Origin of the sequence: Sphingomonas sp. CROZ-RG-20F-R02-07, assembly GCF_022662335.1 — a bacterium.
Taxonomy (GTDB): domain Bacteria; phylum Pseudomonadota; class Alphaproteobacteria; order Sphingomonadales; family Sphingomonadaceae; genus Sphingomonas.
Genome location: NZ_JAKNQJ010000005.1, coordinates 29,713 through 55,207, shown reverse-complemented (window position 1 = coordinate 55,207; position 25,495 = coordinate 29,713). Strand labels below are relative to the sequence as shown.

The window sequence follows — 25,495 nt, the reverse complement described above, 5'->3', positions numbered from 1 at the left end:
GCCATGGTCATTGGCGGCCGGCAAGATGGTCCGCCGCCGCCCGCTGCGGCGCGCGCGCCAGCGCCTGCCGGATCGCGGCGGTCAACGCGGCGATGCCATAGGGCTTGGCGAGCATCACCGCGTCCGTTTCCGACGTCGCGGCCGCCACGTCGCCGCTCGCGAAGACGACGCCGATGCCGGGACGCAGCGTCCGCGCGGTGCGCGCGAAGTCCGGTCCCGAAATCCCCGGCAGGTTCACGTCGGTGACGAGCGCGTCGATCGGCACCGTCTGGAGCGCGGTCATCGCCTCCTCCGCGCTGGCCGCGTCGATCACGACGAAGCCGTCCTCCTGCAGCATCTCGGCGGTGTTCGCACGGATCAGCGCATCGTCCTCGACCAGCAGGATCGTGCTCCGGCCGCCGGACGGCGCCACGACCGGCGGCTCCGGGCGCCGCTGCACCGCGCGCTGCGCCTGATTGGCGAGCACATGGCGGAATTTGCGCGCGAGCGCCTCGCGCGTATAGGGTTTGGAGAGGAGCTCGACGCCGGCATCGAGCTTGCCGCCATGGACGATCGAATTCTCGGTGTAGCCCGAGGTGAAAAGCACGGCTAGATTGGGCAGACGCTCGCGCGCCTTGCGGGCCAGTTCGGGGCTCTTCAGCGTGCCCGGCATCACCACGTCGGTGAAGAGCATGTCGATCGGGATGCCGCTTTCGACCACGCTCAGCGCGCTTCCGGCATCGACCGCCTTCAGCACCCGGTAGCCCAGATCGCCGAGCATCTCGACCACCGTCGCGCGCACCTCCGCATCGTCCTCGACGACCAGCACGGTTTCGGTGCCCCCGGTCACGGGACCCAGTTCGGTGGTGACCTCGACGTCCTCGGCCGCCATCGCACGCGGCAGATAGAGCCGGATCGTGGTGCCTTCATCCAATTCGGAATAGATCTTCACATGGCCGCCCGACTGTTTGACGAAGCCATAGACCATCGAGAGGCCCAGCCCCGACCCCTTGCCCTCGCTCTTGGTCGAGAAAAAGGGTTCGAAGACCTTGTCGATCACGTCGGCGGCCATGCCGCTGCCGGTGTCCGACACGGCGAGCAGCACATATTGCCCGGCCGTCACCTCGTCATGCGACGCGGCATAGGCATCGTCGAGGCTCGCATTGCCGAGTTCGATCGTCAGCCGCCCCTGCCCTTCCATCGCATCGCGCGCGTTGATCGCCAGGTTCAGCAGCGCATTCTCGAAATGCGCGGGATCGATGAAGGTGTTCCACAGCCCGCCGCCGACGATCGTCTCGATCTCGATCCCCTCTCCGATCGCGCGGCGCAGGATGTCGTCCATGTCGCGCACGAAGCGGGTGACGTTGACGACCTTCGGCTCGAGCGCCTGACGGCGGCCGAACGCCAGCAGTTGCGCCGCCAGTTTCGATCCGCGCGCCACCCCGGCCATCGCGCTGGCGACGCGGCGCTCGGCACGATCGTTGCCGGCGATATCCTTGGCGAGCAGCTGGAGATTGCCGGAGACGACCTGGAGCAGATTGTTGAAATCATGCGCGACGCCGCCGGTCAGCTTGCCGACGGTCTCCATCTTCTGGCTCTGCGCCAGTTTGGCTTCCGCCTGCCGGCGCTCGTCGATCTCGGCGATCACGCGCGCCTCCAGCGTATCGTTCAACTGGCGGAGCTGATCCTCGGCACGCTGGCGATGATGCACTTGCCGCGACAGCGTTTCCGCCTGATCGCGCAGCGCCGCCTCGGCCGCGCGCTGGTGGGTGATGTCGGTGTGGACGCCGACCCATTCCTGGATCGTCCCCTCGGAATCGAGGATCGGCAGCGCTCGGACGGCGAAGCGGCGCCACGCCCCGCAATGCCGGCGGACGCGGTGCTCGAACACGAACATCGCCCGCGCCGCCACCGCGGCCTGCCATGCCGCGATCGTGGGGGCGACATCGTCGGGATGGATCGCCGCCGTCCAGCCATAATCCCGATACGCGTCTTCGGTCTGTCCGCTCAGCGCGGTCCAGCCGGGCTGCTCGCCGCGCATCCGCCCGTCCGCCGTGTTGGTCCACAGCACGCCGTGGACGGCATCCATCGCGGTGCGGAACCGGCCGTTGCTGATGCCCAGTTCCGCCTCGCGCTGCGCCCGCTCCTCGATATCGATGCCGAGGACATAGACGCCCGGCACCGATCCGTCCGCCGCGACATGCGGAACGTAGCGGATCTCCATGTGCCGCCGCACGCCATCGCAGTGCGTGACCATCGTCTCGGCCGAAAAGGCTTCCCCGGCCAGGGCGCGGACGAGCGATTCGCGGCGATCCTCGAAAAAGGCTTCGCCGAGCGCATCGCCGACGTGGCGCCCGATCATTGCCTCGGGCGGGGTGCCCACCCAGTCGCGGTAGCGCTCGTTGGCGAAGCGATAGACGAAATCGCTGTCGACATAGGAAACGAGCATGGGCACCGCATCGGTGACGCGCCGCAGCTCGGCCTCGCTCGCCGCCAGCCGCGCCTCGAGCGCGGCCCGCTGGCTGTTGTCGACCATCGTGCACAGCACGCCTTCGACCTGCCCCATCGCGCCATAGACGGGCGTGTAGAACAGATCGAGCACCAGCGTCTCTGGCCCGTCGGGCCGGTGGAACAGGATCGGCTGGTCACGGTGCGCGACCACCTCGCCGCCCCGTGCCGCGGCAAGCACCTTGCGGTTCCAGTCCCACACTTCGGGAAAAGCGATGTGGACGGGGCGGCCGAATGCTTCGGGATGCCGATCGCCCGCTATCGCGCGATAGGCGTCGTTGTAGAGCATGACATGCTCCGGGCCCCACATCAGCACCTTGGCGACGGGCGAATTGACGACGTTCGCCAGGGTGGTGCGCAACGCGGCCGGCCACCCGGCCGGGCCGCCGAGCGACGTCGCGCTCCAGTCGCGCGCCCGGATCAGCGCGCCGCATTCGCCGCCGCCGACCAGCCAGGCCATCGTCGCACCTTCGGCCGCGTGATCGCGCAGTAGCGTTAGCGCCGCACGAACGCCCTCGCCGGCATCGGCATAATCGCCGGCGGCGATCCGCGCCGCGAGAAACGCGTCGAGTTCCGGCGTCAGCGACAGCATGCGGGGAAGACGGAGCGCCATTCCCGCGGAATGGCCCCCGCCGCACGGCGTGTCAACGCCATGACCTTGCCCGGAACTTTGCCCGGACGGTGGTGGACAGGGCTGGATTCGAACCAGCGTACGCTTGCACGGGCAGATTTACAGTCTGCTGCCTTTAACCACTCGGCCACCTGTCCATTGGGCCGCTTTTTCGAGCGAGGCGGCTCCATGCCGTGCGCCTCGCCCCCTGTCAACGCGAGAACCGCGGGTTGCGCCGCGCCCGTGCGGCTTCTAGCGGAAGCGGCCATGGCATATCTCTCCTTCTCGCCGCGCGGGGCCCGCTGATGGCACGCCGCGGCCACCGCCCGAGCCAGGCCCCCGGCGGCCGTCCCCGTTTCTGGGGGCGGCACGCCGTCACCGCTGCGCTCGCCAATCCCGAACGCGTGGTGCGCAAGCTCTGGGCGACGCACGAGGCGATGGCGGCGCTGGGTATCAGCATCCCGTCCACCATCCCCGTCACCTTCGCCGACGTCGCCGATCTCGGCCGGCTCGTGCCCTCCGATGCGCCGCACCAGGGGCTGGTGGCCGAGGTGGATCCGCTCGAGGACCTGTATCTGGGCGATTTGCTCCAGCAGGGTGCGCACGACCAGCGCCCGCTCGTGGTGCTCGATCAAGTGACCGATCCGCACAATGTCGGCGCGATCCTGCGTTCGGCGGCGGCGTTCGGCGCGCTCGGCATCGTGACGCAGGACCGGCACGCGCCGCCCGAATCGGGCACGGTCGCGCGCGCGGCGAGCGGCGCGCTGGAAACGGTGCCCTGGGTCCGCGTGGTCAATCTGGCGCGCGCGCTGGAGGAGATCGCGGCGGCCGGCTTCTGGCGGATCGGCCTCACCGGCCATGCGTCGCAGACGCTCGCGCAGGTGATGGGCACGCAGCGCATCGCCATCGTGCTCGGCGCCGAGGGCGAGGGCATGCGCCAGAACACCGAGACGCATTGCGACGAGCTGGCCAAGCTGCCGATCACCGATGCGGTCGAGAGCCTCAACGTGTCGAACGCGGCCGCGGTCGCGCTCTACGCGGTCGCGGCGCGCGGTTGAGCTATTCCTCGGCGGCGATCGTGACGATCAGGCCGCCGAGCGAATCCTCGAACGGGATCTGGCACGACAGCCGCGACGTGGCGTCGCGGTCGTCGACCGAATCGAGCAGGTCGTCCTCGTCCGGGCCCATCGCGGGCAGGCGATCGAGCCAGGCCGGATCGACATGGACGTGGCAGGTGGCGCAACTGCAATTGCCACCGCACAGCGCGAGCAGCTCGTCGATGCCACCCTCGCGGATCACCTCCATCACCGACAGGCCGGCCTCGCCGTCGAGGGTGCGTTCTTCCCCTTCGCGGGTGATGACGGTAAGCTGCGGCATGACGGTCTCCGTGAAACTCTCCCCCGGCCATGCCGCGCCGCCGGCCCAGGATCAAGCGATTGGGGATCAAGCGATTGGGGATCGGGCGATCGGGGATCGAGCGCGATGGGCCTGAACGCGCAGCAGCTTCGCGCCGGCCTCGATTCGCTCGGTGCGATCGAGCCCGCCTTCGCCGCGGCCGTCGCGCGCGTGGGCTATCCCGCGCCGCGGATCCGCGAGCGCGGCTATGCCACGCTGCTGCGCACGATCGTCGGGCAGCAGGTGAGCGTCGCCTCGGCCGACGCGGTGTGGCGTCGGCTCGACGCGGGCGTCGGCGGCGCGACTGATCCCGCCGCGATCGCGCGCGCCGACGACGAGACGCTGCGCGCCGCCGGCCTGTCGCGGCAAAAGGCGTCCTATGCGCGCAGCCTGGCCGACGAGGTGACGAGCGGACGGCTCGATCTCGCCCGGCTGCCGGACGACGACGAGGCGGCGATCGCCGCCCTGGTCGCGGTGAAGGGCATCGGGCGCTGGTCGGCGGAGGTGTATCTGCTCTTCGCCGAAGGACGCCCCGACATCTGGCCCGCGGGCGACCTGGCGGTGCAGATCGAGGTGGGCCGCATCCTCGGCCACGCGACCCGCCCGAGCGAACGGCTGACGCGCGACCTCGCCGAAGCCTGGCGCCCCCACCGCGGCGCGGCGGCGATCTTCACCTGGCACCATTACGGCGCCGGCGCGGATGCCGCGCCGGTGTGAAACCCAGGACCACCGGAGTGCGCGGCCCGGCGTCTCCTACTTCGCCGGGCTCCAGGTCTGGGCGCGGCAGAAGAAGGAGATGCAGCCCTTCACCTTCAGCGTGCCGTTCGTCTCGTGCGTGACGATCGACTTGTAGGTCCGGCCGTCCTCGGGATTGTAGATGCGGCCGCGCCAGTCGGCGCCGGCGTCGGTGAATTCGGTGAGGATCGGCACGCCGACGATCGGGCGGCCGCGCAGCGCCGGATCGGGGTTGTGCGAATCGGTCTTGGCGGCCCCCGGCGGCGATTTCACGACGCGTTCGACATGGCCGCACAGCACCCGCCCGCATGGCGCGACCGCGATCACGGCATTGCCGTCCTCGGTCAGCCAATGGCCGACGATGGGCACCGCGGCGGCGGCGGGCCCGCCGACGGCGAGCGCGGCGGCCGTGAACATGCCGGCGACGATCGGGGGCAGCGCTGGGGAACGGAAACGCATATCGATCCTTTGTCGGTGTCGGTGAACGGCCTGATGGCGGCCCCGGGCTGAACGCGGGGTGGACGGCCCGGTTGCCTTTCGGGTTCCGCGCCCTCTACCCGATCCTGTCGCCCGCGAAAGCCCGCATCGACGCCGATGTCGTTGTGGGCGCGGCCCAATCCGTGCAAGGCGCCGCGCAATGCCGCCCCTCGATCCCCCCGCCGCGACGCGTGCGCGCACCGATCCGTCCGGCGCGTCGCTGTCGGGCAGCCACCGCAGCGTCGCGGTGCCGGTGGGCGGGCCGTTCTGGCGACGGCTGCTGGCGTTTGCGGGGCCCGGCTATCTGATCGCGGTCGGCTATATGGATCCGGGCAACTGGGCGACCGACATCGCCGGCGGCTCCGCCTATGGCTATGCGCTGCTGTCGGTGGTGCTGCTGTCGAACCTGATGGCGATGCTGCTCCAGGCGCTGTCGGCGCGGCTCGGCATCGCCAGCGGCCGCGATCTGGCGCAGGCGTGCCGCGAGCATTACCCCCGCGCCGTCTCCGTCGCGCTGTGGCTGGTATGCGAAATCGCGATCGTCGCGTGCGATCTGGCCGAAGTGCTCGGCACCGCGATCGCGCTGAAGCTGCTCTTCGGGCTGCCGCTGCTGTGGGGCGTGTGCGTCACCGCGTTCGACGTGCTGCTGATCCTCGCGCTCCAGAACAAGGGATTTCGCCGGCTGGAGGCGTTCGTGGTGGCACTGCTCGTCGTGATCGCGGGCTGTTTCGCGTTCGAATTGGTGCTCGCGCGGCCCGATTGGGGCGCCGCCGCCGCGGGGTTGTGGCCCCGCGCGGCGATCGTGCGCGATCCGGCGATGCTGTATCTGGCGATCGGCATCCTCGGCGCGACCGTGATGCCGCACAATCTCTATCTCCATTCCTCGATCGTGCAGACCCGCGCCTTTGCCGAAGACGATGCCGGCAAGCGCCAGGCGATCCGCCTCGCCACGATCGACAGCACGACGGCGCTCGGCTTCGCCTTCTTCATCAACGCCGCGATCCTGGTGCTGGCCGCGGCGGCCTTTCACGGCGGCGGCCATAGCGGCGTGACCGAGATCGACGAGGCGTACCGGCTGCTCGCCCCCCTGCTCGGCGCGGGCGCGGCCAGCGTGGTCTTCGCGGTCGCGCTGCTGGCGGCGGGGCAGAATTCGACCGTCACGGGAACGCTCGCGGGGCAGATCGTGATGGAGGGGTTCCTCCATCTGCGCATTCCGCCCTGGGCGCGGCGGCTCGTCACCCGGCTGCTGGCGATCGTGCCCGCGGTGTTCGTGGTGGCGGCCAGCGGCGATGCGGGCGCGACGAAGCTGCTGGTGCTGAGCCAGGTGGTGCTGAGCCTGCAACTGCCGTTCGCGGTGATCCCCCTGGTGATCTTCACCGGCCGCAAGGCGGTGATGGGCCCGTTCGCCAACCCGCGCTGGCTGCAGGCGGTCGCCTGGGCGGTGAGCGCGCTGATCGTCGGCCTGAACGGCACCCTGTTGTGGGGGATGATCTAGGCCGGAACGGCGTGAGTTGGTTCCGTCTTTCACACCGTTCGTGCCGCGCCAAAGGGGGTCACGCGGCGGCGCGGAGGCGCGGAGATGGTTCGAGCGCGGCAGCGCTCTTATCCTTACCCACCGATGATGAAGCGCTGACATCGCGGCCGGAGCCCATCCCTCCGCGCCGCCGCGTGAACCGCCTTCTTCATCGTGACTTCGCGCGAACCGACCGCCCCGTCCACTGCCCCCGAGACACGCGCGGAATCGGATGCGAAGCGCCGGAACACGGATCGACAAGTCCGGGAACGGGACTAGGGTGGCATCTTCCGTCCACGATCCGGATGCCGCCTTGACCGCCATGCCCGCCCCCTCCGCTTCTGACGCCGCCTCTCCCGCGCGCGAGCGCCTTGCCGACACGATCCTCGACACGCTCGTCCACCGGATCGGCAAGGATGCGCAGGCGGCGCGGCCGCACGACTGGCTGGCGGCGACGATCCTGACGGTGCGCAACGACATCATCGAACGCTGGATGGCATCGACCAAGGCAGCGCATGCCGCGGGCGCCAAGCGGGTCTATTATCTGAGCCTCGAATTCCTGATCGGCCGGCTGCTGCGCGACGCGATCTCGAATCTGGGCCGCAACGCCGATGTCGCGCGCGCACTCGCCACATTGGGTGTCGATCTGGCGCAGCTCGAGGAGATCGAGCCCGACGCCGCGCTCGGCAATGGCGGGCTGGGACGGCTGGCGGCGTGCTTCATGGAAAGCCTCGCGAGCCTCGATCTGCCCGCGTACGGCTATGGCATCCGCTATGTGAACGGTATGTTCCGCCAGCGGCTGGACGATGGCTGGCAGGTCGAACTGCCCGAAACCTGGCTCGCTTACGGCAACCCCTGGGAGTTCGAACGGCGCGAGAGCGCGTATTTCATCGGCTTCGGCGGCGAGGTGGCGGCCACCAACGGCGATGCGGTGCACTGGAAGCCGGCCGAAGCGGTGGAGGCGATCGCGGTCGACACGCCCGTCGTCGGCTGGCGCGGCAAGCGCGTCAACACGCTGCGGCTGTGGACCGCGCGGGCGTTCGACCCGATCCGCCTCGACGCGTTCAACGCAGGCGACCATATCGGCGCGCTGGCCGGGCAGAACCGCGCGGAAAGCCTGGTGCGCGTGCTGTATCCCGCGGACTCCACCGCGGCGGGGCAGGAATTGCGGCTGCGGCAGGAATATTTCTTCTCGTCCGCCTCGATCCAGGACATCGTCCGCCGCCACGTCCAGTATTTCGGCGACATCCGCACGCTGCCCGACAAGGCGGCGATCCAGATGAACGACACGCATCCCGCGGTGTCGGTCGCCGAGCTGATGCGGCTGCTGATCGACCATCACGAATTCGGCTTCGACGAGGCGTGGGAGATCACGAAGCGGACCTTCGGCTACACCAACCACACGCTGCTGCCCGAGGCGCTGGAAAGCTGGCCGCTGCCGCTGTTCGAACGGCTGCTGCCGCGGCACATGCAGATCGTGTACGGCGTGAACGCCAAGCTGCTGCGCGAGGCGCGCAAGAGCGGCGCGGACGACCAGGCGATCGCCGCGATCAGCCTGATCGACGAGGGCGGCGAGCGGCGGGTGCGGATGGCGAACCTGGCCTTTGCCGGATCGCACAGCGTGAACGGCGTGGCGGCGCTCCACACCGATCTGATGAAGCGCACCGTCTTCGCCGATCTCCACCGCCTCTACCCGGACCGGATCAACAACAAGACCAACGGCATCACGCCGCGCCGCTGGCTCCAGCAGTGCAATCCGGCGCTCACCGCGCTGATCCGCGAGGCCATCGGCGATGCGTTTCTCGACGATGCGGAGCGGCTGGCCGATCTGGCGCCGTTCGCCGAGGATGCGGCGTTCCGCGAGCGGTTCGCCGAGGTGAAGCGCGCGAACAAGGTGGCGCTGTCCAACTATCTGAAAGAGACGATGGGGCTGAGGCTGAACCCCGACGCGCTGTTCGACGTGCAGGTGAAGCGGATCCACGAATATAAGCGGCAATTGCTCAACATCGTCGAGACGGTGGCGCTGTACGACCAGATCCGCAGCCATCCCGAGCGCGACTGGGTGCCGCGGGTGAAGCTGTTCGCCGGGAAAGCGGCGTCGAGCTATCATAACGCAAAACTCATCATCAAGCTGGCGGGCGACGTGGCGCGGCGCATCAACGCCGATCCGGCGGTGGGCGGCATGCTGAAGGTGGCGTTCGTGCCCAATTACAACGTCTCGCTGGCGGAGAAGATCATCCCCGCGGCCGATCTGAGCGAACAGATCTCGACCGCGGGGATGGAGGCATCAGGCACCGGCAACATGAAGTTCGCGCTGAACGGCGCACTGACGATCGGCACGCTGGACGGCGCGAATGTCGAGATCCGCGATCATGTCGGGCATGAGAACATCGTGATCTTCGGCCTGACCGCCGACGAGGTCGCGGCGAAACGCGCCGAGGGCTATGTGCCGGGCGACGCGATCGCCGCCTCGCGCGAATTGTCGCAGGCGCTGGCGGCGATCCGCTCGGGCGTGTTCTCGCCCGACGATCCGGCGCGCTATGCCGGGCTGGTCGACGGGATCCGCGATCACGACTGGTTCATGGTCGCCGCCGATTTCGATGCCTATGCCCAGGCCCAGCGCGACGTCGATGCGCGCTGGCAGGACGCCGCGGGCTGGCGCGGCGCCACCGTGCGCAACGTCGCGCGGGTCGGCTGGTTCTCCTCCGATCGCACCATCCGGGATTATGCCCATGACATCTGGAACGTGATGTGACGCCCCCCGCGGACGCCATCGCCGCGCTGATGGCGGGTCGCCATGCCGATCCCTTCGCGCTCCTGGGCGTCCATGCGGGACCCGAAGGCGCGTTCGCGCGCATCTGGATCCCGGGCGCCGAGACCGCCGAAGCGCATGATCTGGCGGGCGCGCCGCTCGGCACGCTCGATCGGGTGGACGACGAGGGCCTGTTCGAGGGGCCGATCGCGGGCGATCCGCAGCCGCTGCGCTACCGCGCGACGGGTGGCGGCAGCGACTGGTGGGTGGCCGATCCCTACAGCTTCGGCCCCGTGCTGGGCCCGATCGACGACGTGCTGATGGCCGAGGGCACGCATCTGCGGCTGCACGACAAGATGGGCGCGCACCGTGTCCATCACGAGGGCGCGGACGGCATCCATTTCGCGGTCTGGGCGCCCAATGCGCAGCGCGTCGCGGTGGTGGGCGATTTCAACGACTGGGATTCGCGCCGCCACGGCATGCGCCGGCGGGGCGACGTGGGCGTGTGGGAGATCTTCCTGCCCGATATCGGCGCCGGCCGTCGCTACAAGTTCGAGATCATCGGCCCGGACGGGACCGTCCAGCCGCTGAAGGCCGATCCCTTCGCCTTCGCCGCCGAGCTGCGCCCGGCCAACGCGTCGATCACGACCGCGCCGCCCGAACATGTGTGGCAGGATGCCGCGCACCGCGCGCATTGGGCGGGGATCGATCCGCGGCGCGTGCCGATCAGCATCTACGAGGTCCATGCCGGATCCTGGGACCGCGACGAAAACGGCTGGTTCCTGAGCTGGGACGCGCTGGCCGACCGGCTGATCCCCTATGTGATCGAGATGGGTTTCACCCATATCGAGTTCCTGCCGATCAGCGAACATCCCTATGATCCGAGCTGGGGCTATCAGGCGACCGGCCTCTATGCGCCCACCGCGCGCTTCGGCGATCACGAGGGCTTCGCGCGCTTCGTCGACGGCGCGCACAAGGTGGGGGTCGGCGTGCTGGTCGACTGGGTGCCCGCGCATTTCCCCACCGACGCGTTCGGCCTGGCGCGGTTCGACGGCACCGCGCTCTACGAGCATGAGGATCCGCGGCTCGGCTTCCATCCCGACTGGAACACCGCGATCTACAATTTCGGGCGGCGCGAGGTGTCGAGCTTTCTCGTCAACAACGCGCTGTTCTGGGCCGAACGCTATCATGTCGACGGGCTGCGCGTCGATGCGGTGGCCTCGATGCTCTACCGCGACTATTCGCGCGAGCCGGGCGAATGGATCCCCAACGACGCCGGCGGGCGCGAGAATTGGGAAGCGGTCGGCTTCCTGCGCGACATGAACACGCAGGTCTATGCGCAGCATCCCGGCGTGTTCACGGTCGCCGAGGAATCCACCGCCTGGCCCGGCGTGTCCGCGCCTGCCGATGCCGGGGGCCTGGGTTTCGGCTTCAAGTGGAACATGGGCTTCATGCACGACACGCTGCAATATATGCGGCGCGAACCCGTGCACCGGCGCCATCATCACGGCGAGATCACCTTCGGGCTGCATTACGCCTTCAGCGAGAATTTCGTCCTGCCGCTCAGCCATGACGAGGTGGTGCACGGCAAGGGATCGCTGCTGACCAAGATGGCGGGCGACGACTGGCAGCAATTCGCCAATCTGCGCTGCCTCTATGCGCTGATGTGGGGCTATCCCGGCAAGAAGCTGCTGTTCATGGGCCAGGAATTCGCGCAGCGCCGCGAATGGGACGAAAGCCGCGCGCTCGACTGGGATCTGCGCCAGGCCCGCGCGCACGAGGGCGTGCGCAAGCTCGTGCGTGATCTGAACCACCTCTATGTCAGCCACCCCGCACTCCACGCGCGCGACTGCGAGGCGGAGGGATTCGAATGGCTGATCGCGGACGACTCGGCGAATTCGGTGTTCGCCTGGGTGCGTCGCGCGCCGGGCGCGAAACCGGTGGTGGTGATCGCCAACATGACCCCGATCGCGCGCGCGCCCTACCGGGTGCCGATGCCCGCGGACGGACACTGGCGCGAGATCCTGAACAGCGACGCGCTCGATTACTCGGGCAGCGGGCTCGGCAATCTGGGCGCGGTGGATGCGCGTGGCGGGGTGGCGTGGATCACGCTGCCGCCGCTCGCCACGATCATGCTGGAACTGGACGAGCAAGTGCGGAATGATGCCGCATAGACAAGCCGGGAGCGGTGGCGATGGATGGGACGAGGATGGATCACCGCAGGGGGCAACCGCTTGCCCGCGACGCCATGGCCTATGTGCTGGCGGGCGGGCGCGGCAGCCGGCTGTTCGAGATGACCGACACGCGCGCGAAGCCCGCGGTCTATTTCGGCGGCAAGAGCCGGATCATCGATTTCGCGCTCAGCAACGCGATCAATTCGGGCATCCGCCGGATCGGGGTGGCGACGCAGTACAAGGCGCATTCGCTCATCCGTCACCTGCAACGCGGCTGGAACTTTCTTCGCGAAGAGCGCAACGAAAGCTTCGACATTCTGCCCGCTTCGCAGCGGATCAGCGAGTTCCAATGGTATGAGGGCACCGCCGATGCGGTGTACCAGAATATCGACATCATCGAGAGCCACGCGCCCGAATATATGGTGATCCTGGCAGGCGATCACATCTACAAGATGGATTACGAGCTGATGCTGCGCCAGCACTGCGATGCGGGCGCCGACGTCACGGTCGCCTGTATGGAGGTGCCCCGCGCCGAGGCGAGCGGCTTCGGCGTGATGGCGGTGGACGGCGACGACCGGATCACCGCGTTCGTGGAAAAGCCCGCCGATCCGCCGCCGATGCCCGGCAAGCCCGATGTCAGCCTCGCCTCGATGGGCATCTACGTGTTCAACACGCGCTTCCTGTTCGACCAGTTGCGCCGCGATGCCGAAACGCCGGGATCGACGCGCGATTTCGGCAAGGACATCATCCCCTATCTGGTCGAACACGGCAAGGCGATGGCGCACCGCTTTGCCGACAGCTGCGTGCGCACCGAGGGCGAGCCCGCCGCCTATTGGCGCGACGTCGGCACGATCGACGCCTATTGGGAGGCGAACATCGACCTGACCGACGTGGTGCCGCAGCTCGACCTCTACGACCGGAGCTGGCCGCTCTGGACCTATTCGGAGGTGACGCCCCCCGCCAAATTCGTCCACGACGTGCACGGGCGGCGCGGCGAGGCGGTGTCGAGCCTCGTTTCGGGCGACTGCATCATCTCGGGCGCGGCGATCCACCGCAGCCTGATCTTCACCGGCACGCGCGCGCACAGCTTCTCGCAGCTCGACCAGGCGGTGATCCTGCCGCGCTGCGTGATCGGCCGCGGCGCACGGCTATCCAAGGTGGTGGTGGATCGCGGCGTGGAGATCCCCGAAGGGCTGGTGGTGGGCGAGGACCCGATCCTCGACGCGCAGCGCTTTCGCCGGACGGACAATGGCGTGTGCCTAATTACCGGATCGATGGTGGCGCGGTTGTGAGTGACAGATGCCGCGACCGTTCCCCGGCGAAGGCCGGGGTCCAGTGGGGAAGGCCCATTTTGGCGCGCGCTTCGCTCCATCACCTGAGTCCCCCAACTGGGCCCCGGCCTTCGCCGGGGAACATAGGATGACGCTTTCCGTCCTCTCGGTCGCCTCCGAGGCATACCCGCTCGCCAAGACGGGCGGGCTCGCCGATGTCGTGGGCGCGCTGCCCGGTGCGCTGGCGGCGCACGGCGTTGCGGTCACGACGCTGATCCCGGGCTATCCGGCGGTAGGCCAGGCGATCGGCCGCGCCAGGGTGGTGCGGCGCTGGACGGATCTGCTCGGCACCCCCGCGCGGCTGCTGAAGGGCGAGATCGCCGGGCATCCGCTGCTGGTGCTCGATGCGCCCGCGCTCTTCGCGCGCGGCGGCGGGCTTTATGGCGATGCGAGCGGCGACTATCCCGACAATTGGCGCCGCTTCGCCGCGCTCGGCCGCGCCGCCGCCGACATCGCGGGCGATTACGACATCCTCCACGCGCATGACTGGCAGGCGGCGATGGCGGCGGCCTATCTGCGCTATGCCCCGGCGCGCACCACGCGCACGATCGTGACGATCCACAATATCGCGTTCCAGGGCGCCTTTCCTGCGGAGATCTTTCCCGAACTCGATCTGCCGCCAGAAGCGTTCGCGCTCGACGGCGTCGAATATTATGGCGGCGTCGGCTTCCTGAAGGCGGGGCTGGAGGCGGCGGACGCGATCACCACCGTCAGCCCGACCTATGCCACCGAGATCCACCGCGCCCAGTTCGGCATGGGCCTCGAAGGGCTGATCGCCGCGCGCAGCGCATCGGTGCACGGCATCGTCAACGGCATCGATTCGGCGGTGTGGAACCCGGAGGCCGATGCCGCGCTCGCCCAGCCCTTCACCGCGCGCACCCTGGCCAAGCGCCGCGTCAATGCGCGCGCCGTCGCCCGCGAATATGGGCTCGGCGAAGGCGGCCCGCTGTTCACCGTCGTCAGCCGGTTGACCGGGCAGAAGGGGATGGACGTGCTCGCCGGCCTCACCGACGCGCTGGTGCAGATGGGCGGCCGCCTCGCGCTGCTGGGCTCGGGCGAACCCGCGCTCGAGGCCGCGTTCCTGGCGGCGGCGGCGCGCCATCCCGGCCGGATCGGCGTGCGGATCGGCTATGACGAGGCGCTGTCGCACCGGTTGCAGGGCGGCGCCGACGCGATCCTGATCCCGTCGCGCTTCGAACCCTGCGGCCTGACCCAGTTATACGGCCTGGCCTATGGCTGCGTGCCCGTCGTCGCACGCACCGGCGGGCTCGCCGATACGGTAATCGACGCGAACGAGGCCGCGCTGGCGGCGGGTGTGGCGACGGGCATCGTCCATGACGGCGTCGACCCCGACACGCTGCTGCGCGCGCTCGCCCGCACGATCGCGCTCCACGCGCAGCCGACCGTCTGGAGCACGCTCCAGCGCAACGGCATGCGCGCCGATTTCTCCTGGGCACGCAGCGGACTGCGCTATGCCCGACTCTACCGCAATCTCACGGAAACCGCATGATCCGCATCGTCGCCACCACGCCCTTTCCCGATCAGAAGCCCGGCACCTCGGGCCTGCGCAAGACCGTGCCGGTCTTCGCGCAACCCCATTATGCCGAAAATTTCATCCAGTCGGTGTTCGACGTGGTGGACGACAAGGCGGGCGCCACGCTGGTGATCGGCGGCGACGGGCGTTTCCTCAACCGCACCGTGATCCAGACCGCGATCCGGATGGCGGCGGCGGCGACGTTCGGCCGCGTGATCATCGGACAGGGCGGCATCCTGTCCACCCCCGCCGCCAGCCACCTGATCCGCAAGCGCGGCGCGATCGGCGGCCTGATCCTCAGCGCCAGCCACAATCCCGGCGGCCCCGACGGCGATTTCGGCATCAAATACAATATCGCCAATGGCGGCCCCGCGCCCGAGGGCGTGACCGACGCGATCTTCGCGCGGACGAAGACGATCGACCGCTGGCTGGCGGAAGACACGCCCGATATCGACCTCGACACGGTTGGCGAGATCGCGGTGGGCGGCATGCCCGTCGAGATCGTCGATCCGGTCGCCGATTATGCCGCGCTGATGGAGAACCTGTTCGATTTCACCGCGATCCGCGCCGCGGGGCTGACGATGGCATTCGACGCGATGCACGCGGTGACGGGGCCTTATGCGACCGAGATCCTCGAACGCCGGCTGGGCTTCGCGCCCGGCACCGTGCGGAACGGCATGCCGCTGGAGGATTTCGGCGGACACCATCCCGATCCCAACCTCGTCCACGCGCACGAACTCCACACCACGATGATGGCCCCCGATGCGCCCGATTTCGGCGCGGCGTCGGACGGCGACGGCGACCGCAACCTCATCATCGGCCGGGGCATCTTCATCACGCCCTCCGACAGCCTGGCGATGCTGGCGGCCAACGCGCATCTGGCGCCGGGCTATGCCGCCGGGCTGAAGGGCATCGCGCGATCGATGCCGACGAGCGCGGCGGCGGACCGGGTGGCGACGGCGATGGGCATCCCCGCCTATGAGACGCCCACTGGCTGGAAATTCTTCGGCAACCTGCTCGATGCGGGGCGCGCGACCTTGTGCGGCGAGGAGAGTGCGGGCACCGGCTCCGACCATGTCCGCGAGAAGGACGGGCTGTGGGCGGTGCTGCTGTGGCTCAACATCCTCGCGGTCCGCGGCGAGAGCGCCGCGCAAATCGCGCGCGATCACTGGGCGCGGTTCGGGCGCAATTATTACGCGCGCCATGATTATGAGGGCGTGGCGAGCGCGGGCGCGGACGCGCTGATGGCGGCGCTCCGCGCGCGGCTGGAGACGCTGCCGGGCACGCGGTTCGGCGACCTGGTCGTCGCGGCGGCGGACGATTTCGCCTATGCCGATCCGGTCGACGGATCGACCAGCCTGCGCCAGGGCGTGCGCGTGCTGTTCGAAGGCGGCAGCCGCGTGGTGTTCCGCCTGTCGGGCACGGGCACGCAGGGCGCGACGCTGCGCGTGTATCTCGAACGTTACGAAGCCGCGGCGATCGACGGCGATACGACCGCGATGCTCGCCGATATCGTCGCGGCGGCGGAGGCGATCGCCGGCATCGCCGCGCATACCGGCCGCACCGCGCCGGACGTGGTGACGTGAGCGAACCGGTCTCCTCCGGCGCGGGAGGAGATTGGGGGGTGCGGGTCGGCGGCGGCGTCACCCGGTTCGCGGTGCGCGCGCCGGACGCCGCCTGGGTCGCGCTCTGCCTGTTCGACGGCGATCGCGAGACGCGCATCGCCATGGCGCGCCGCGGCGACGCCTGGGTGGCCGAGACGGCGGAGGCGCCGCCCGGCACGCGCTATGGCTACCGCGCGGATGGCGCGGCGCCGGGCTTCGATCCCGCCAAATTGCTGGTCGATCCGCATGCGACCGAACTCGACCGCCGCTTCGCCTATGACCCGCGGCTCGGCGCGCGCGGCGTCGACACGGCGGCGCTGGTGCCCAAGGCCATCGTGCCCGCCCCCCCGCCCGCCACCGATCCGCCGCCGCCGATCTTCGCGGCCGGCGGGCTGATCTACGAACTGAACGTGCGCGGCTATACGATGCGCCATCCCGACGTGCCGCCCGAGCAACGCGGCACGCTCGCCGCGCTCGCGCATCCGGGCGTGATCGCGCATCTGCAACGCCTGAAGGTGGCCGCGGTCGAGCTGATGCCGATCGTCGCCTGGATCGACGAGCGGCATCTGCCGCCGCTGGGGCTCGTCAACGCCTGGGGTTACAACCCCGTCGTGCCGATGGCGCTCGATCCCGGCCTGGTGCCAGGCGGCGTGGCCGAACTGCGCGCCACCATCGCGGCACTGCGCGCCGCCGGGATCGGCACGATCCTCGATCTGGTGTTCAACCATAGCGGCGAAAGCGACGAAGGCGGCCCCACCCTCTCCTTCCGCGGGCTCGACGACTGGGTCTATCGGCGCGGTGCGGACGGCGCGCTGGTGAACGACAGCGGCACGGGCAACACGCTCGATTTCGCCTATCCGCCGGTGCGCGCGCTGACGCTCGCGGCGCTGCGCCATTTCGCGCGCGCGGGCGTGGACGGTTTCCGCTTCGATCTCGCCCCCATCCTCGCGCGCGGGCCAGGCTTCGACGCGCACGCGCCGCTCTTCGCCGCGATCGCCGCCGATCCGCTTCTCGCCAGCCGCGTCATGATCGCCGAGCCCTGGGATATCGGCCCCGGCGGCTACCGGCTCGGTGCCTTTCCCGAGACCTGGCTCGAATGGAACGATCGCTACCGCGACGATGTCCGCCGCTTCTGGCGCGGCGACGGCGGCGCAGGCGCGTTCGCCACGCGGATCGCGGGGTCGGCGGACATCTTCCGCGGGGCCGCCACCCGCAGCGTGAACTTCATCGCCGCGCATGACGGCTTCACGCTCGCCGATCTGGTGGCGCACGAACGCCGTCACAACGCGGCCAATGGCGAGGACGGCCGCGATGGCCATGGCGAGAACTGGTCGTGGAACGGCGGGGCCGAAGGCGCGAGCGACGATCCCGCCATCCTCGCCAGGCGCGATGCCGACCGGCGCGCGCTGCTCGCCACGCTGTTCGCGTCCAAGGGCACGATCATGCTGAGCGCGGGCGACGAATTCGGCCGCACCCAGGGCGGCAACAACAATGCCTATGCGCAGGACAATGCCACCGGCTGGGTGGATTGGGCGGGGCGCGACACCGCGCTTGAGGCTTTCGTCGCCGCGCTCGCCGCGTTTCGCGCGGGCACCCCGCTCGCCGACCCCGCGGCGCTGGAACATGGCGACTGGCGCGATCTCGCCGGCCGGCCGATGACGGCCGAGGCATGGGACGCCGCCCAAGGCTTCGAACTGCGGCTGCCCGATGGCGACGACACGCTGATCCTGCGCTTCGATCGCCCCGCGCGTCGCGTGACGCTCGCCCGCGCGCGCATCCTCGACAGCCGCGCGGTTCCCGGCCAGAACGCGGCATGATCCCGCCGACCCCCGCGCCCGACGCCGCGCCCGCCCGCCCGCTACCGATCTGGCGGCATCTGTACGTTCAGGTGCTCGCAGCCATCGTGATCGGTGCGCTGATCGGGCATCTCTGGCCGGATACGGGCAAGGCGCTGAAACCGCTGGGCGACGGCTTCATCAAGCTGGTGAAGATGGTGATCGCACCGGTGATCTTCCTGACGCTGGCGGGCGGGATCGCCGGGATGCGCGAACTGGGGCAGGTGGGGCGCGTGGCGGCCAAGGCGCTCGGCTATTTCCTCGTCGTCTCCACCTTCGCACTCTTCGTCGGGCTCGCCATCGGCAATCTGCTCCAGCCGGGCGCCGGGCTGCACGTCGATCCCGCCACGCTCGATGCCGGCGCGGTCGCGGGCTATGCCGCGGCCGCGCACGAGACGAGCCTCACCGGTTTCGCGATGGCGATCATCCCCGACACGATGGTCTCCGCACTCACCGAGGGATCGATCCTCCAGACGCTGTTCGTCGCGATTCTGTTCGGCGTCGCGCTGTCGCTCGTCGGCGAGCCCGCGCGGCCGGTGCTCGACCTGATCGAGCGGCTGACGCTGATCGTGTTCCGCATCGTCGGCATGCTGATGCGCCTCGCCCCCATCGGCGCGTTCGGCGCGATCGCCTTCACCGTGGGGGCCTATGGCGCGGGCAGCCTGGTGCAGCTCGGCGCGCTGGTCGCCACCTTCTATCTCACCGCGATCCTGTTCGTCGTCGTGGTGCTCGGCGCGATCGGCTGGGCGCACGGCTTTTCGGTGCTGCGCCTCGTCGCCTATCTGAAGGACGAACTGCTGCTGGTGCTCGGCACCTCGTCGTCGGAAGCCGCGCTGCCGAACCTGATGACCAAGCTGGAGGCGGCGGGCTGCGACCGGGCGATCGTCGGGCTGGTCGTGCCGACGGGCTATTCGTTCAACCTCGACGGCACCAACATCTATATGACGCTCGCCGCCTTGTTCATTGCGCAGGCATGCGGCGTGCACCTGGCGTTCGGCGAGCAGCTGCTGCTGATGGGGGTCGCGATGCTGTCGTCCAAGGGGGCGGCGGGCGTGACGGGCGCGGGCTTCATCACGCTGGCGGCGACGCTGTCGATCGTGCCGTCGGTGCCGGTGGCGGGGATGGCGCTGATCCTGGGCGTCGACCGGTTCATGAGCGAATGCCGCAGCCTCACCAACTTCATCGGCAATGCAGTGGCGACGATCGTCGTCGCGCGCTGGGAAGGCGGGCTCGACCGCGCGCGGCTGACGGCGGCGCTCGGCGGCTGACGGGCTTTACCGCACGCGCCGGGCGGCATAGCATCCATGCACGCGAGACGCTCCTGACGGCGCCGCGATCGGGAGAGGCGCATGGGCCAGGATTACGTCATCGTCGGCGGCGGTTCGGCGGGGTGCACGCTCGCCGCGCGGCTGAGCGAGGATCCGGGCGTGTCGGTGCTGCTGCTGGAAGCGGGCGGGCGCAACACGAGCATGCTGGTGCGGATGCCGGCGGGCGTCTCGCAGATCATGAAGGATCGCAACGCCCATAATTGGGGCTTCCTGACCGAGCCCGAGCCGCATCTGGACGGCCGCCGCCTGTTCTGGCCGCGCGGCCGCGGGCTCGGCGGCAGTTCGGCGATCAACGGCATGATCTATATGCGCGGCCACCCGCAGGATTATGACGAATGGCGGCAGATGGGCCTGCCCGGCTGGTCGTTCGCCGACGTGCTGCCCTATTTCCGCAAGCTGGAACGCCACCATCGCGGCGGCGAGCTGCATGGCAGCGACGGCCCGCTCCACGTCTCGGCGGGCGAGAGCGACAGCCCGTTCAACGGCGCGCTGATCGCGGCGGGGGCGCAGGCCGGCTATCCGACCACCGAGGATTTCAACGGCGAGCGGTTCGAAGGCTTCGGCCCCTATGACCTCACCATCTCCAATGGCCGGCGGTGGAGCGCGGCGGAGGCGTATCTGCGGCCGGTGCTGGCGCGGCCGAACCTCACCGTCGTCACCGGCGCGCGCACCACGCGGATCGTCGTCGAACGCGGCCGGGCGGTGGCGGTGGAGTATGTCGCCGGGCGGCGGAAACAGGTGGTGCGCGCCGACGCCGCGCGCGAGGTGCTGCTATGTGCGGGCGCGGTGCAATCGCCGCAGATCCTCCAGACGTCGGGCATCGGCGATCCCGGGCGGCTGCGCGCGGCGGGCGTCGATGTGGTGCACGATCTGCCGGGCGTGGGCGAGAATCTGCAGGACCATCTCGACGTGATCCTCAACTGGCGCAGCAAGGGGCTGACGACCGTGTTCGCCGCGACCAAGGGGTGGCGGCAACTGGCGGTGGGCGTCGAATATCTCTTGCGCGGCACCGGGCTGGGGCGGCAGAATTTCCTCGAATCGGGCGCGTTCCTGCCGTCGCGGCCGGGACTGTCGCGCCCCGATATCCAGATCCATGCGGTGCTGGCGATCATGCGCGAACATGGCAAGCACAAGCCCGTGGAGGACGGCTTCTCGCTGCATCTCTGCCAGCTCCGCCCCGAAAGCCGCGGCCGGATCGGCATCGCGTCGGCCGATCCCTTCGCCGATCCGATGATTCACGCCAATTATCTCGCCAGCACCGAGGATCGCCGGGTGATGCGCGAGGCGGTGAAGATCGGCCGCGACGTGGCGTCGCAGGCCGCGCTCGATCCCTATCGCGACGCCGAACTGGCGCCCGGCCCGGCGGTGCGCAGCGATGCCGAGATCGACGCCTGGGTGCGCGCCACCGCCGAGACGATCTACCACCCGGTCGGCACCTGCCGGATGGGCGCGGCGGACGATGCACAGGCGGTGGTCGATCCCGAACTGCGCGTACGCGGCCTCACCGGGCTGCGCGTGGTGGACGCCTCGGTGATGCCCAATCTGGTCAGCTCGAACACCAATGCGCCGACGATCATGATCGCGGAAAAAGCGGCGGACATGATCCGGGCGAGCTGATCGGCTGGAGCGGGATGATCTTAGGGTGCGGTGACCTTACCTCGGCCCCGTTCGCCCTGAGCCCGTCGAAGGGCCTGTACCGAATGCGAAGGCACGAGCGCGGAGAGCGTTGGACGCGCCTCCGATCAATCTGGTCAGCGCTGCATCCCGCGCATCATGTCGGCGGGCATCAGATTGTGGTTCAGATGCGCCATGATCCACACCGATCCGATCAGCACCAGCGCGCAGATCAGCACGCCGAACGCCAGCGCCAGCGTGTTGTTCGTGTTGTCGGGCCCGGTCGTGATGTGCAGGAAGAAGACGAGGTGCACGCCCATCTGCCCGATCGCCAGCGCGATCAGCGCGACGGGGACGCCGGGGCCCCAGATCAGCCCATGCGTGCCGACGAGGACGAACGACGCCGCCGTCAGCAGTGCCGCAAGGCCGAGGCCGATCGCATAGCCGCGCACGCCGCCCGCGATCGTGTCATGATCCTGCCCCTCGCCCGGCGCCGAATCCGCCTCGCCGTGCGCCTGCTCGCGCCGTTCCTCGCTCATGCGCGCATCCCCAGCAGATAGACGACGGTGAACAACGCCACCCAGATGATGTCGAGCGCGTGCCAGAACAGCATGAAGCATTGCACCCGCCGCTCGATATCCGCGCGGAAGCCCTTCGCCCCGACCTGCGCCATCATCGTCGTCAGCCAGACGAGGCCGAGGGTGACGTGAAGCCCGTGACAGCCGACGAGCGCAAAGAAGCTGGAGAGGAACGCGCTGCGCGACGGCCCCGCGCCTTCCCCGATCAGATGCGTGAATTCATGGAGCTCGCACGCCAGGAAGCCCGCGCCGAGCAGCGCGGTGGCCGCCATCGCCACCTGGAACCAGCGCGTGCTCTTCGCCTGCATCGCGATGCCGCCCATGCCGCAGGCGAAGCTGGACAGCAGCAACAGCACCGTCTCCACCCCGACCAGCGGCAGCTCGAACAGGTCCTTGCCGCCGGGGCCGCCCGCGGTTTCCCCGGACAGCACCGCATAGGCCGCGAAGAAGCCCGAGAACATGATGAAGTCGGAAAGCAGGAAGATCCAGAAGCCGTAGGAGACGACGATCCGCTTGGGCGCGGGGCCGCGCTCGCTCAGCGGCGTGTCGCCGCGGCCGAACCGGTGCGGATCGCCCTGGGTCGATGCCGCGCTCATGCGACCGCGTCCGGCGACAAGCCGAGCATCGCGGCCTTCGCACGCCGCCGCTCGTCGTCGAGGCGCTTGGCCTCCTCGGCGGAGATCTCATATTCGGTCTCGTTGCGCCAGGCGAAGACCACGAAAGTGGCCCAGGCGCCCAGGAACCCAAGCCCCACCAGCCACCAGATGTGCCAGATCATCGCAAAGCCCAGCGCGGTCGCGAAGAAGGCGGTGACGAAGCCGGTCGGCGAATTCTGCGGCATCTCGAACGCGGCATAGTCGGGCCGCTCGCTCAATCGCTGCGTGTCGCGCGCCTTGGACTTGATGCTCCAATAGGCCTCCTCGCCGCGCACGTCGGGCAGCACCGCGAAGTTGAACGCCGGCGGCGGCGAGGTCGTGATCCATTCCAGGCTGCGGCCGTCCCACGGATCGCCCGTCGTGTCGGCCAGCGCCTCGCGGTTGCGGATCGAGACGTAGAGCTGGATGGCGAGGCAGGCGATGCCGCACGCGATCAGCGCGGCACCCAGCGCCGCGACCTGAAGCCAGGGCTGCCATTCGGGCACGTCGTAATGCTGCAGCCGCCGCGTCATGCCCATCAGGCCCAGCACATAGAGCGGCATGAAGGCGACGTAGAAGCCGATGATCCAGAACCAGAACGCCGCCTTGCCCCAGCCCTCGTGCAGGCGGAAGCCGAACGCCTTGGGAAACCAGTAGGTATAGCCCGCGAACGCGCCGAACAGCACGCCGCCGATGATGACGTTGTGGAAATGCGCGACGAGGAACACCGAATTGTGCAGCACGAAATCGGCGGGCGGCACCGCGAGCAGCACGCCCGTCATGCCGCCGATCACGAACGTCACCATGAAGCCGATCGACCACAGCATCGGCACCGAGAAGCGGATGCGGCCGCCATACATGGTGAACAGCCAGTTGAAGATCTTCACCCCCGTGGGCACCGCGATAATCATCGTCGTCACGCCGAAGAAGCCGTTCACGTCGGCGCCCGCGCCCATGGTGAAGAAATGGTGCAGCCACACCATCCAGGCGAGCAGGCAGATCGCCATGGTGGCGATAATCATCGAGCGATAGCCGAACAGCGGCTTGCCGGAAAAGGTGGAGACGACCTCGCTGAAGATGCCGAAGGCGGGCAGGATCAGGATATAGACTTCCGGATGGCCCCAGGCCCAGATGAGGTTGACGAACATCATCTGGTTGCCGCCGGCATCGCCGGTGAAGAAGTGGAAGCCGAGATAGCGATCGAGGATCAGCATCGCGAGCGTGGCGGTGAGGATCGGGAAGGCCGCGACGATCAGCAGATTGGTGGCAAGACTGGTCCAGCAGAACATCGGCATGCGCGTATAGCCCATGCCGGGCGCGCGCAGCTTGAGGATGGTGGTGACGAGATTGACCCCCGACAGCAGCGTGCCCACGCCCGAGATCTGCAGCGCCCAGAGATAATAATCGACGCCGACGCCCGGCGAGAAGCGGAGCTCGGACAGCGGCGGATAGACCACCCAGCCCGTCTTCGCGAACTCGCCGACGATCAGGCTCATGTTGATGAGCAGCGCGCCGCTCGCGGTCAGCCAGAACGACACCGAATTGAGCGTCGGGAACGCCACGTCGCGCACGCCGAGCTGGAGCGGCAGCGCGAAGTTCATGAGACCGATCATGAACGGCATCGCCACGAAGAAGATCATGATCGTGCCGTGCGCGGAAAAGATCTGGTCGTAATGGTCGGGTGGCAGATAGCCCGGCGCGTTCATCGCCACCGCCTGCTGCGCGCGCATCATCGCCGCATCGACGAAGCCGCGCACCAGCATGACGAGCGCGAACAGGCAGTACATCACGCCGATCCGCTTGTGATCGACGCTCGTGATCCATTCGCGCCACAGATAGGGGATATGCCCTGCACGCCAGACCCAGAGCAGCACGCCGAGCAGCACCGTACCGACGAGCCCCGCCGCGACCAGCGGGATCGGCTGGTCGAACGGGATCGCGTCCCATCCGAGCTTACCGAATAGGGTCATCGATCCTCCCGTCCGTCCTGCGCGGTCTTGGCGGTGGCGGTGCCGGCCTGGCGGATCGCCGCTTCGAAGAGATGCGGCTGGACCTGCCCGAAGGTGACGGGCGCCGCGCTGGCATGCACCCGCGCCAGTTGCAGATAGGCGCGCGCATCGAGCGTGCGCCCGGCCGCCCGCGTGCCCGCGACCCAGTTCGCGAACTGCGCCGGCGGCATCGCGTCCACCGCGAACGTCATGTCGGCAAAGCCCTTGCCGCTATAATGCGCGGAAATTCCGTGGAAGCGCCCGATCCGGTCCGCGCGCAGGTTGAGCTGCGCCTCCATGCCCGACATCGCATAGATCTGGCTGCCGAGCTGCGGCACGAAGAAGCTGTTCATGACGGTCGCCGAGGTGATCCGGAAATGCACCGGCGTGCCGACCGGGATCGCCAGCCGGTTGATGCTGGCGATGCCCTGGTCGGGATAGATGAACAGCCATTTCCAGTCGAGCGCCACGACCTCCACCTCGATCGGCCGGGTGCGGCCGGGGATCGGCCGGGCGGGATCGAGGTCGTGGCTGGCGATCCAGGCGAGGCCGCCGAGGAAGATGATGACGAGCGCCGGGATCGACCAGACGAGCAGCTCCAGCCGGCCCGAATAGGACCAATCGGGCAAGTGCCGGGCGCGGGTGTTGCCGGCGCGGAACCACCAGGCGAAGGCAAGCGTCAGTACGATCACCGGCACGACGATCGCGAGCATGATGGCCAGCGAGTTGAAGAGCAGCAGCCGCTCTCCCGCCGCGACCGGGCCCGCCGGATCCAGCACGCCCTGCCCGCAACCCGTCAGGAGAGAACATGCCGCGGGCGCGACCCACCTGAGCGCGCCACGACTTGACACAGCGCACCGAAGAAGGAAAAAACGGCGTTGCACCGCAGTATGATAGCCGTACAT

General features: G+C 69.0%; 18 protein-coding genes and 1 tRNA gene. 11 read left to right on the top strand and 8 right to left on the bottom strand.

From position 1 onward, the window contains the following. Positions 1 to 7: 7 nt before the first annotated feature. Both L8H00_RS09710 and L8H00_RS09705 read right to left on the bottom strand, forming a co-directional pair. The gene (locus L8H00_RS09710) at positions 8 to 3,100 is read right to left on the bottom strand and encodes a PAS domain-containing protein (protein WP_242097111.1); all 3,093 of its coding nucleotides are present in this window, start codon (positions 3,098 to 3,100) and stop codon (positions 8 to 10) included. Positions 3,101 to 3,169: 69 nt separating this feature from the next. Further along, a tRNA-Tyr gene (locus tag L8H00_RS09705) sits at positions 3,170 to 3,255 on the bottom strand. Positions 3,256 to 3,402: 147 nt separating this feature from the next. Between L8H00_RS09705 and rlmB the strand changes: the two genes are divergently transcribed. Further along, on the top strand, positions 3,403 to 4,155 hold the full coding sequence (gene rlmB / locus L8H00_RS09700; RefSeq protein ID WP_242097110.1) for a 23S rRNA (guanosine(2251)-2'-O)-methyltransferase RlmB: 753 nt from the start codon (positions 3,403 to 3,405) through the stop codon (positions 4,153 to 4,155). Between the two features lies 1 nt (position 4,156). Here rlmB and L8H00_RS09695 read toward each other — a convergent pair whose 3' ends face one another. Continuing rightward, complete coding sequence (locus tag L8H00_RS09695; protein WP_242097109.1) at positions 4,157 to 4,474, bottom strand: 2Fe-2S iron-sulfur cluster-binding protein; 318 nt, start codon at positions 4,472 to 4,474, stop codon at positions 4,157 to 4,159. Between the two features lie 105 nt (positions 4,475 to 4,579). On the opposite strand from L8H00_RS09695, the gene L8H00_RS09690 reads away from it, so the two are divergent. Next, positions 4,580 to 5,209, top strand: coding sequence for a DNA-3-methyladenine glycosylase 2 family protein (locus tag L8H00_RS09690; RefSeq protein WP_242097108.1), 630 nt, complete (start codon positions 4,580 to 4,582; stop codon positions 5,207 to 5,209). Positions 5,210 to 5,245: 36 nt separating this feature from the next. On the opposite strand, the gene L8H00_RS09685 is transcribed toward L8H00_RS09690, so the two are convergent. Further along, positions 5,246 to 5,686, bottom strand: a complete 441-nt coding sequence (locus L8H00_RS09685) for a DUF2147 domain-containing protein (RefSeq protein ID WP_242097107.1) — start codon at positions 5,684 to 5,686, stop codon at positions 5,246 to 5,248. A gap of 178 nt (positions 5,687 to 5,864) precedes the next feature. Here L8H00_RS09685 and L8H00_RS09680 point away from each other — a divergent pair, with 178 nt between their 5' ends. The 9 genes from L8H00_RS09680 (at position 5,865) to L8H00_RS09640 (ending at position 21,392) form a co-directional block, all read left to right on the top strand. After that, positions 5,865 to 7,199, top strand: a complete 1,335-nt coding sequence (locus tag L8H00_RS09680) for an Nramp family divalent metal transporter (RefSeq protein WP_242097106.1) — start codon at positions 5,865 to 5,867, stop codon at positions 7,197 to 7,199. A 340-nt stretch (positions 7,200 to 7,539) separates the two neighbouring features. Next, a complete protein-coding gene (locus tag L8H00_RS09675; RefSeq protein WP_242097261.1) occupies positions 7,540 to 9,972 on the top strand; it encodes a glycogen/starch/alpha-glucan phosphorylase in 2,433 nt (810 codons plus the stop codon). After that, positions 9,969 to 12,143, top strand: coding sequence for a 1,4-alpha-glucan branching protein GlgB (glgB, locus tag L8H00_RS09670; RefSeq protein ID WP_242097105.1), 2,175 nt, complete (start codon positions 9,969 to 9,971; stop codon positions 12,141 to 12,143). The genes L8H00_RS09675 and glgB overlap by 4 nt, the downstream gene beginning before the upstream one ends. Positions 12,144 to 12,178: 35 nt before the next feature. After that, positions 12,179 to 13,435 carry a glucose-1-phosphate adenylyltransferase gene (gene glgC / locus L8H00_RS09665; protein ID WP_242097104.1) on the top strand — a complete coding sequence of 419 codons (1,257 nt, stop codon included), beginning with the start codon at positions 12,179 to 12,181 and terminating at the stop codon, positions 13,433 to 13,435. A 127-nt stretch (positions 13,436 to 13,562) separates the two neighbouring features. Next, the gene (gene glgA / locus L8H00_RS09660; RefSeq protein ID WP_242097103.1) at positions 13,563 to 14,984 is read left to right on the top strand and encodes a glycogen synthase GlgA; all 1,422 of its coding nucleotides are present in this window, start codon (positions 13,563 to 13,565) and stop codon (positions 14,982 to 14,984) included. Beyond that, positions 14,981 to 16,594 carry an alpha-D-glucose phosphate-specific phosphoglucomutase gene (locus L8H00_RS09655; RefSeq protein ID WP_242097102.1) on the top strand — a complete coding sequence of 538 codons (1,614 nt, stop codon included), beginning with the start codon at positions 14,981 to 14,983 and terminating at the stop codon, positions 16,592 to 16,594. The genes glgA and L8H00_RS09655 overlap by 4 nt, the downstream gene beginning before the upstream one ends. Next, positions 16,591 to 18,429 (top strand): glycogen debranching enzyme, encoded by a 1,839-nt coding sequence (locus L8H00_RS09650; RefSeq protein WP_242097101.1) that lies wholly within the window; start codon positions 16,591 to 16,593, stop codon positions 18,427 to 18,429. Before L8H00_RS09655 ends, L8H00_RS09650 begins: the two co-directional genes overlap by 4 nt. After that, positions 18,426 to 19,715, top strand: coding sequence for a dicarboxylate/amino acid:cation symporter (locus L8H00_RS09645; protein ID WP_242097100.1), 1,290 nt, complete (start codon positions 18,426 to 18,428; stop codon positions 19,713 to 19,715). The genes L8H00_RS09650 and L8H00_RS09645 overlap by 4 nt, the downstream gene beginning before the upstream one ends. An 81-nt stretch (positions 19,716 to 19,796) precedes the next feature. Continuing rightward, on the top strand, positions 19,797 to 21,392 hold the full coding sequence (locus tag L8H00_RS09640; protein WP_242097099.1) for a choline dehydrogenase: 1,596 nt from the start codon (positions 19,797 to 19,799) through the stop codon (positions 21,390 to 21,392). Between the two features lie 134 nt (positions 21,393 to 21,526). Here the strand turns inward: L8H00_RS09640 and cyoD are convergent, their stop codons facing one another. The 4 genes from cyoD to cyoA are packed head-to-tail and all read right to left on the bottom strand — an operon-like array spanning position 21,527 to position 25,441. Continuing rightward, positions 21,527 to 21,928 carry a cytochrome o ubiquinol oxidase subunit IV gene (gene cyoD / locus L8H00_RS09635; RefSeq protein WP_242097098.1) on the bottom strand — a complete coding sequence of 134 codons (402 nt, stop codon included), beginning with the start codon at positions 21,926 to 21,928 and terminating at the stop codon, positions 21,527 to 21,529. Then, on the bottom strand, positions 21,925 to 22,563 hold the full coding sequence (gene cyoC, locus L8H00_RS09630; protein ID WP_242097097.1) for a cytochrome o ubiquinol oxidase subunit III: 639 nt from the start codon (positions 22,561 to 22,563) through the stop codon (positions 21,925 to 21,927). Before cyoC ends, cyoD begins: the two co-directional genes overlap by 4 nt. Then, a complete protein-coding gene (gene cyoB / locus L8H00_RS09625; protein ID WP_242097096.1) occupies positions 22,560 to 24,572 on the bottom strand; it encodes a cytochrome o ubiquinol oxidase subunit I in 2,013 nt (670 codons plus the stop codon). Before cyoB ends, cyoC begins: the two co-directional genes overlap by 4 nt. Next, positions 24,569 to 25,441, bottom strand: coding sequence for a ubiquinol oxidase subunit II (gene cyoA / locus L8H00_RS09620; protein ID WP_347340722.1), 873 nt, complete (start codon positions 25,439 to 25,441; stop codon positions 24,569 to 24,571). The genes cyoB and cyoA overlap by 4 nt, the downstream gene beginning before the upstream one ends. Between the last annotated feature and the right edge of the window lie 54 nt (positions 25,442 to 25,495).

What these genes read in the sequence shown, in the direction of transcription:
- L8H00_RS09640 (WP_242097099.1), top strand. Translation starts at nt 19,797, where the DNA reads ATGGGCCAGGATTACGTCATCGTCGGCGGCGGTTCGGCGGGGTGCACG.
- glgC (WP_242097104.1), top strand. Translation starts at nt 12,179, where the DNA reads ATGGATCACCGCAGGGGGCAACCGCTTGCCCGCGACGCCATGGCCTAT.
- L8H00_RS09645 (WP_242097100.1), top strand. Translation starts at nt 18,426, where the DNA reads ATGATCCCGCCGACCCCCGCGCCCGACGCCGCGCCCGCCCGCCCGCTA.
- L8H00_RS09675 (WP_242097261.1), top strand. Translation starts at nt 7,540, where the DNA reads ATGCCCGCCCCCTCCGCTTCTGACGCCGCCTCTCCCGCGCGCGAGCGC.
- L8H00_RS09685 (WP_242097107.1), bottom strand. Translation starts at nt 5,686, where the DNA reads ATGCGTTTCCGTTCCCCAGCGCTGCCCCCGATCGTCGCCGGCATGTTC.
- L8H00_RS09710 (WP_242097111.1), bottom strand. Translation starts at nt 3,100, where the DNA reads ATGGCGCTCCGTCTTCCCCGCATGCTGTCGCTGACGCCGGAACTCGAC.
- cyoC (WP_242097097.1), bottom strand. Translation starts at nt 22,563, where the DNA reads ATGAGCGCGGCATCGACCCAGGGCGATCCGCACCGGTTCGGCCGCGGC.
- glgA (WP_242097103.1), top strand. Translation starts at nt 13,563, where the DNA reads ATGACGCTTTCCGTCCTCTCGGTCGCCTCCGAGGCATACCCGCTCGCC.
- cyoB (WP_242097096.1), bottom strand. Translation starts at nt 24,572, where the DNA reads ATGACCCTATTCGGTAAGCTCGGATGGGACGCGATCCCGTTCGACCAG.
- cyoD (WP_242097098.1), bottom strand. Translation starts at nt 21,928, where the DNA reads ATGAGCGAGGAACGGCGCGAGCAGGCGCACGGCGAGGCGGATTCGGCG.
- L8H00_RS09695 (WP_242097109.1), bottom strand. Translation starts at nt 4,474, where the DNA reads ATGCCGCAGCTTACCGTCATCACCCGCGAAGGGGAAGAACGCACCCTC.
- L8H00_RS09680 (WP_242097106.1), top strand. Translation starts at nt 5,865, where the DNA reads ATGCCGCCCCTCGATCCCCCCGCCGCGACGCGTGCGCGCACCGATCCG.
- rlmB (WP_242097110.1), top strand. Translation starts at nt 3,403, where the DNA reads ATGGCACGCCGCGGCCACCGCCCGAGCCAGGCCCCCGGCGGCCGTCCC.
- L8H00_RS09655 (WP_242097102.1), top strand. Translation starts at nt 14,981, where the DNA reads ATGATCCGCATCGTCGCCACCACGCCCTTTCCCGATCAGAAGCCCGGC.
- L8H00_RS09690 (WP_242097108.1), top strand. Translation starts at nt 4,580, where the DNA reads ATGGGCCTGAACGCGCAGCAGCTTCGCGCCGGCCTCGATTCGCTCGGT.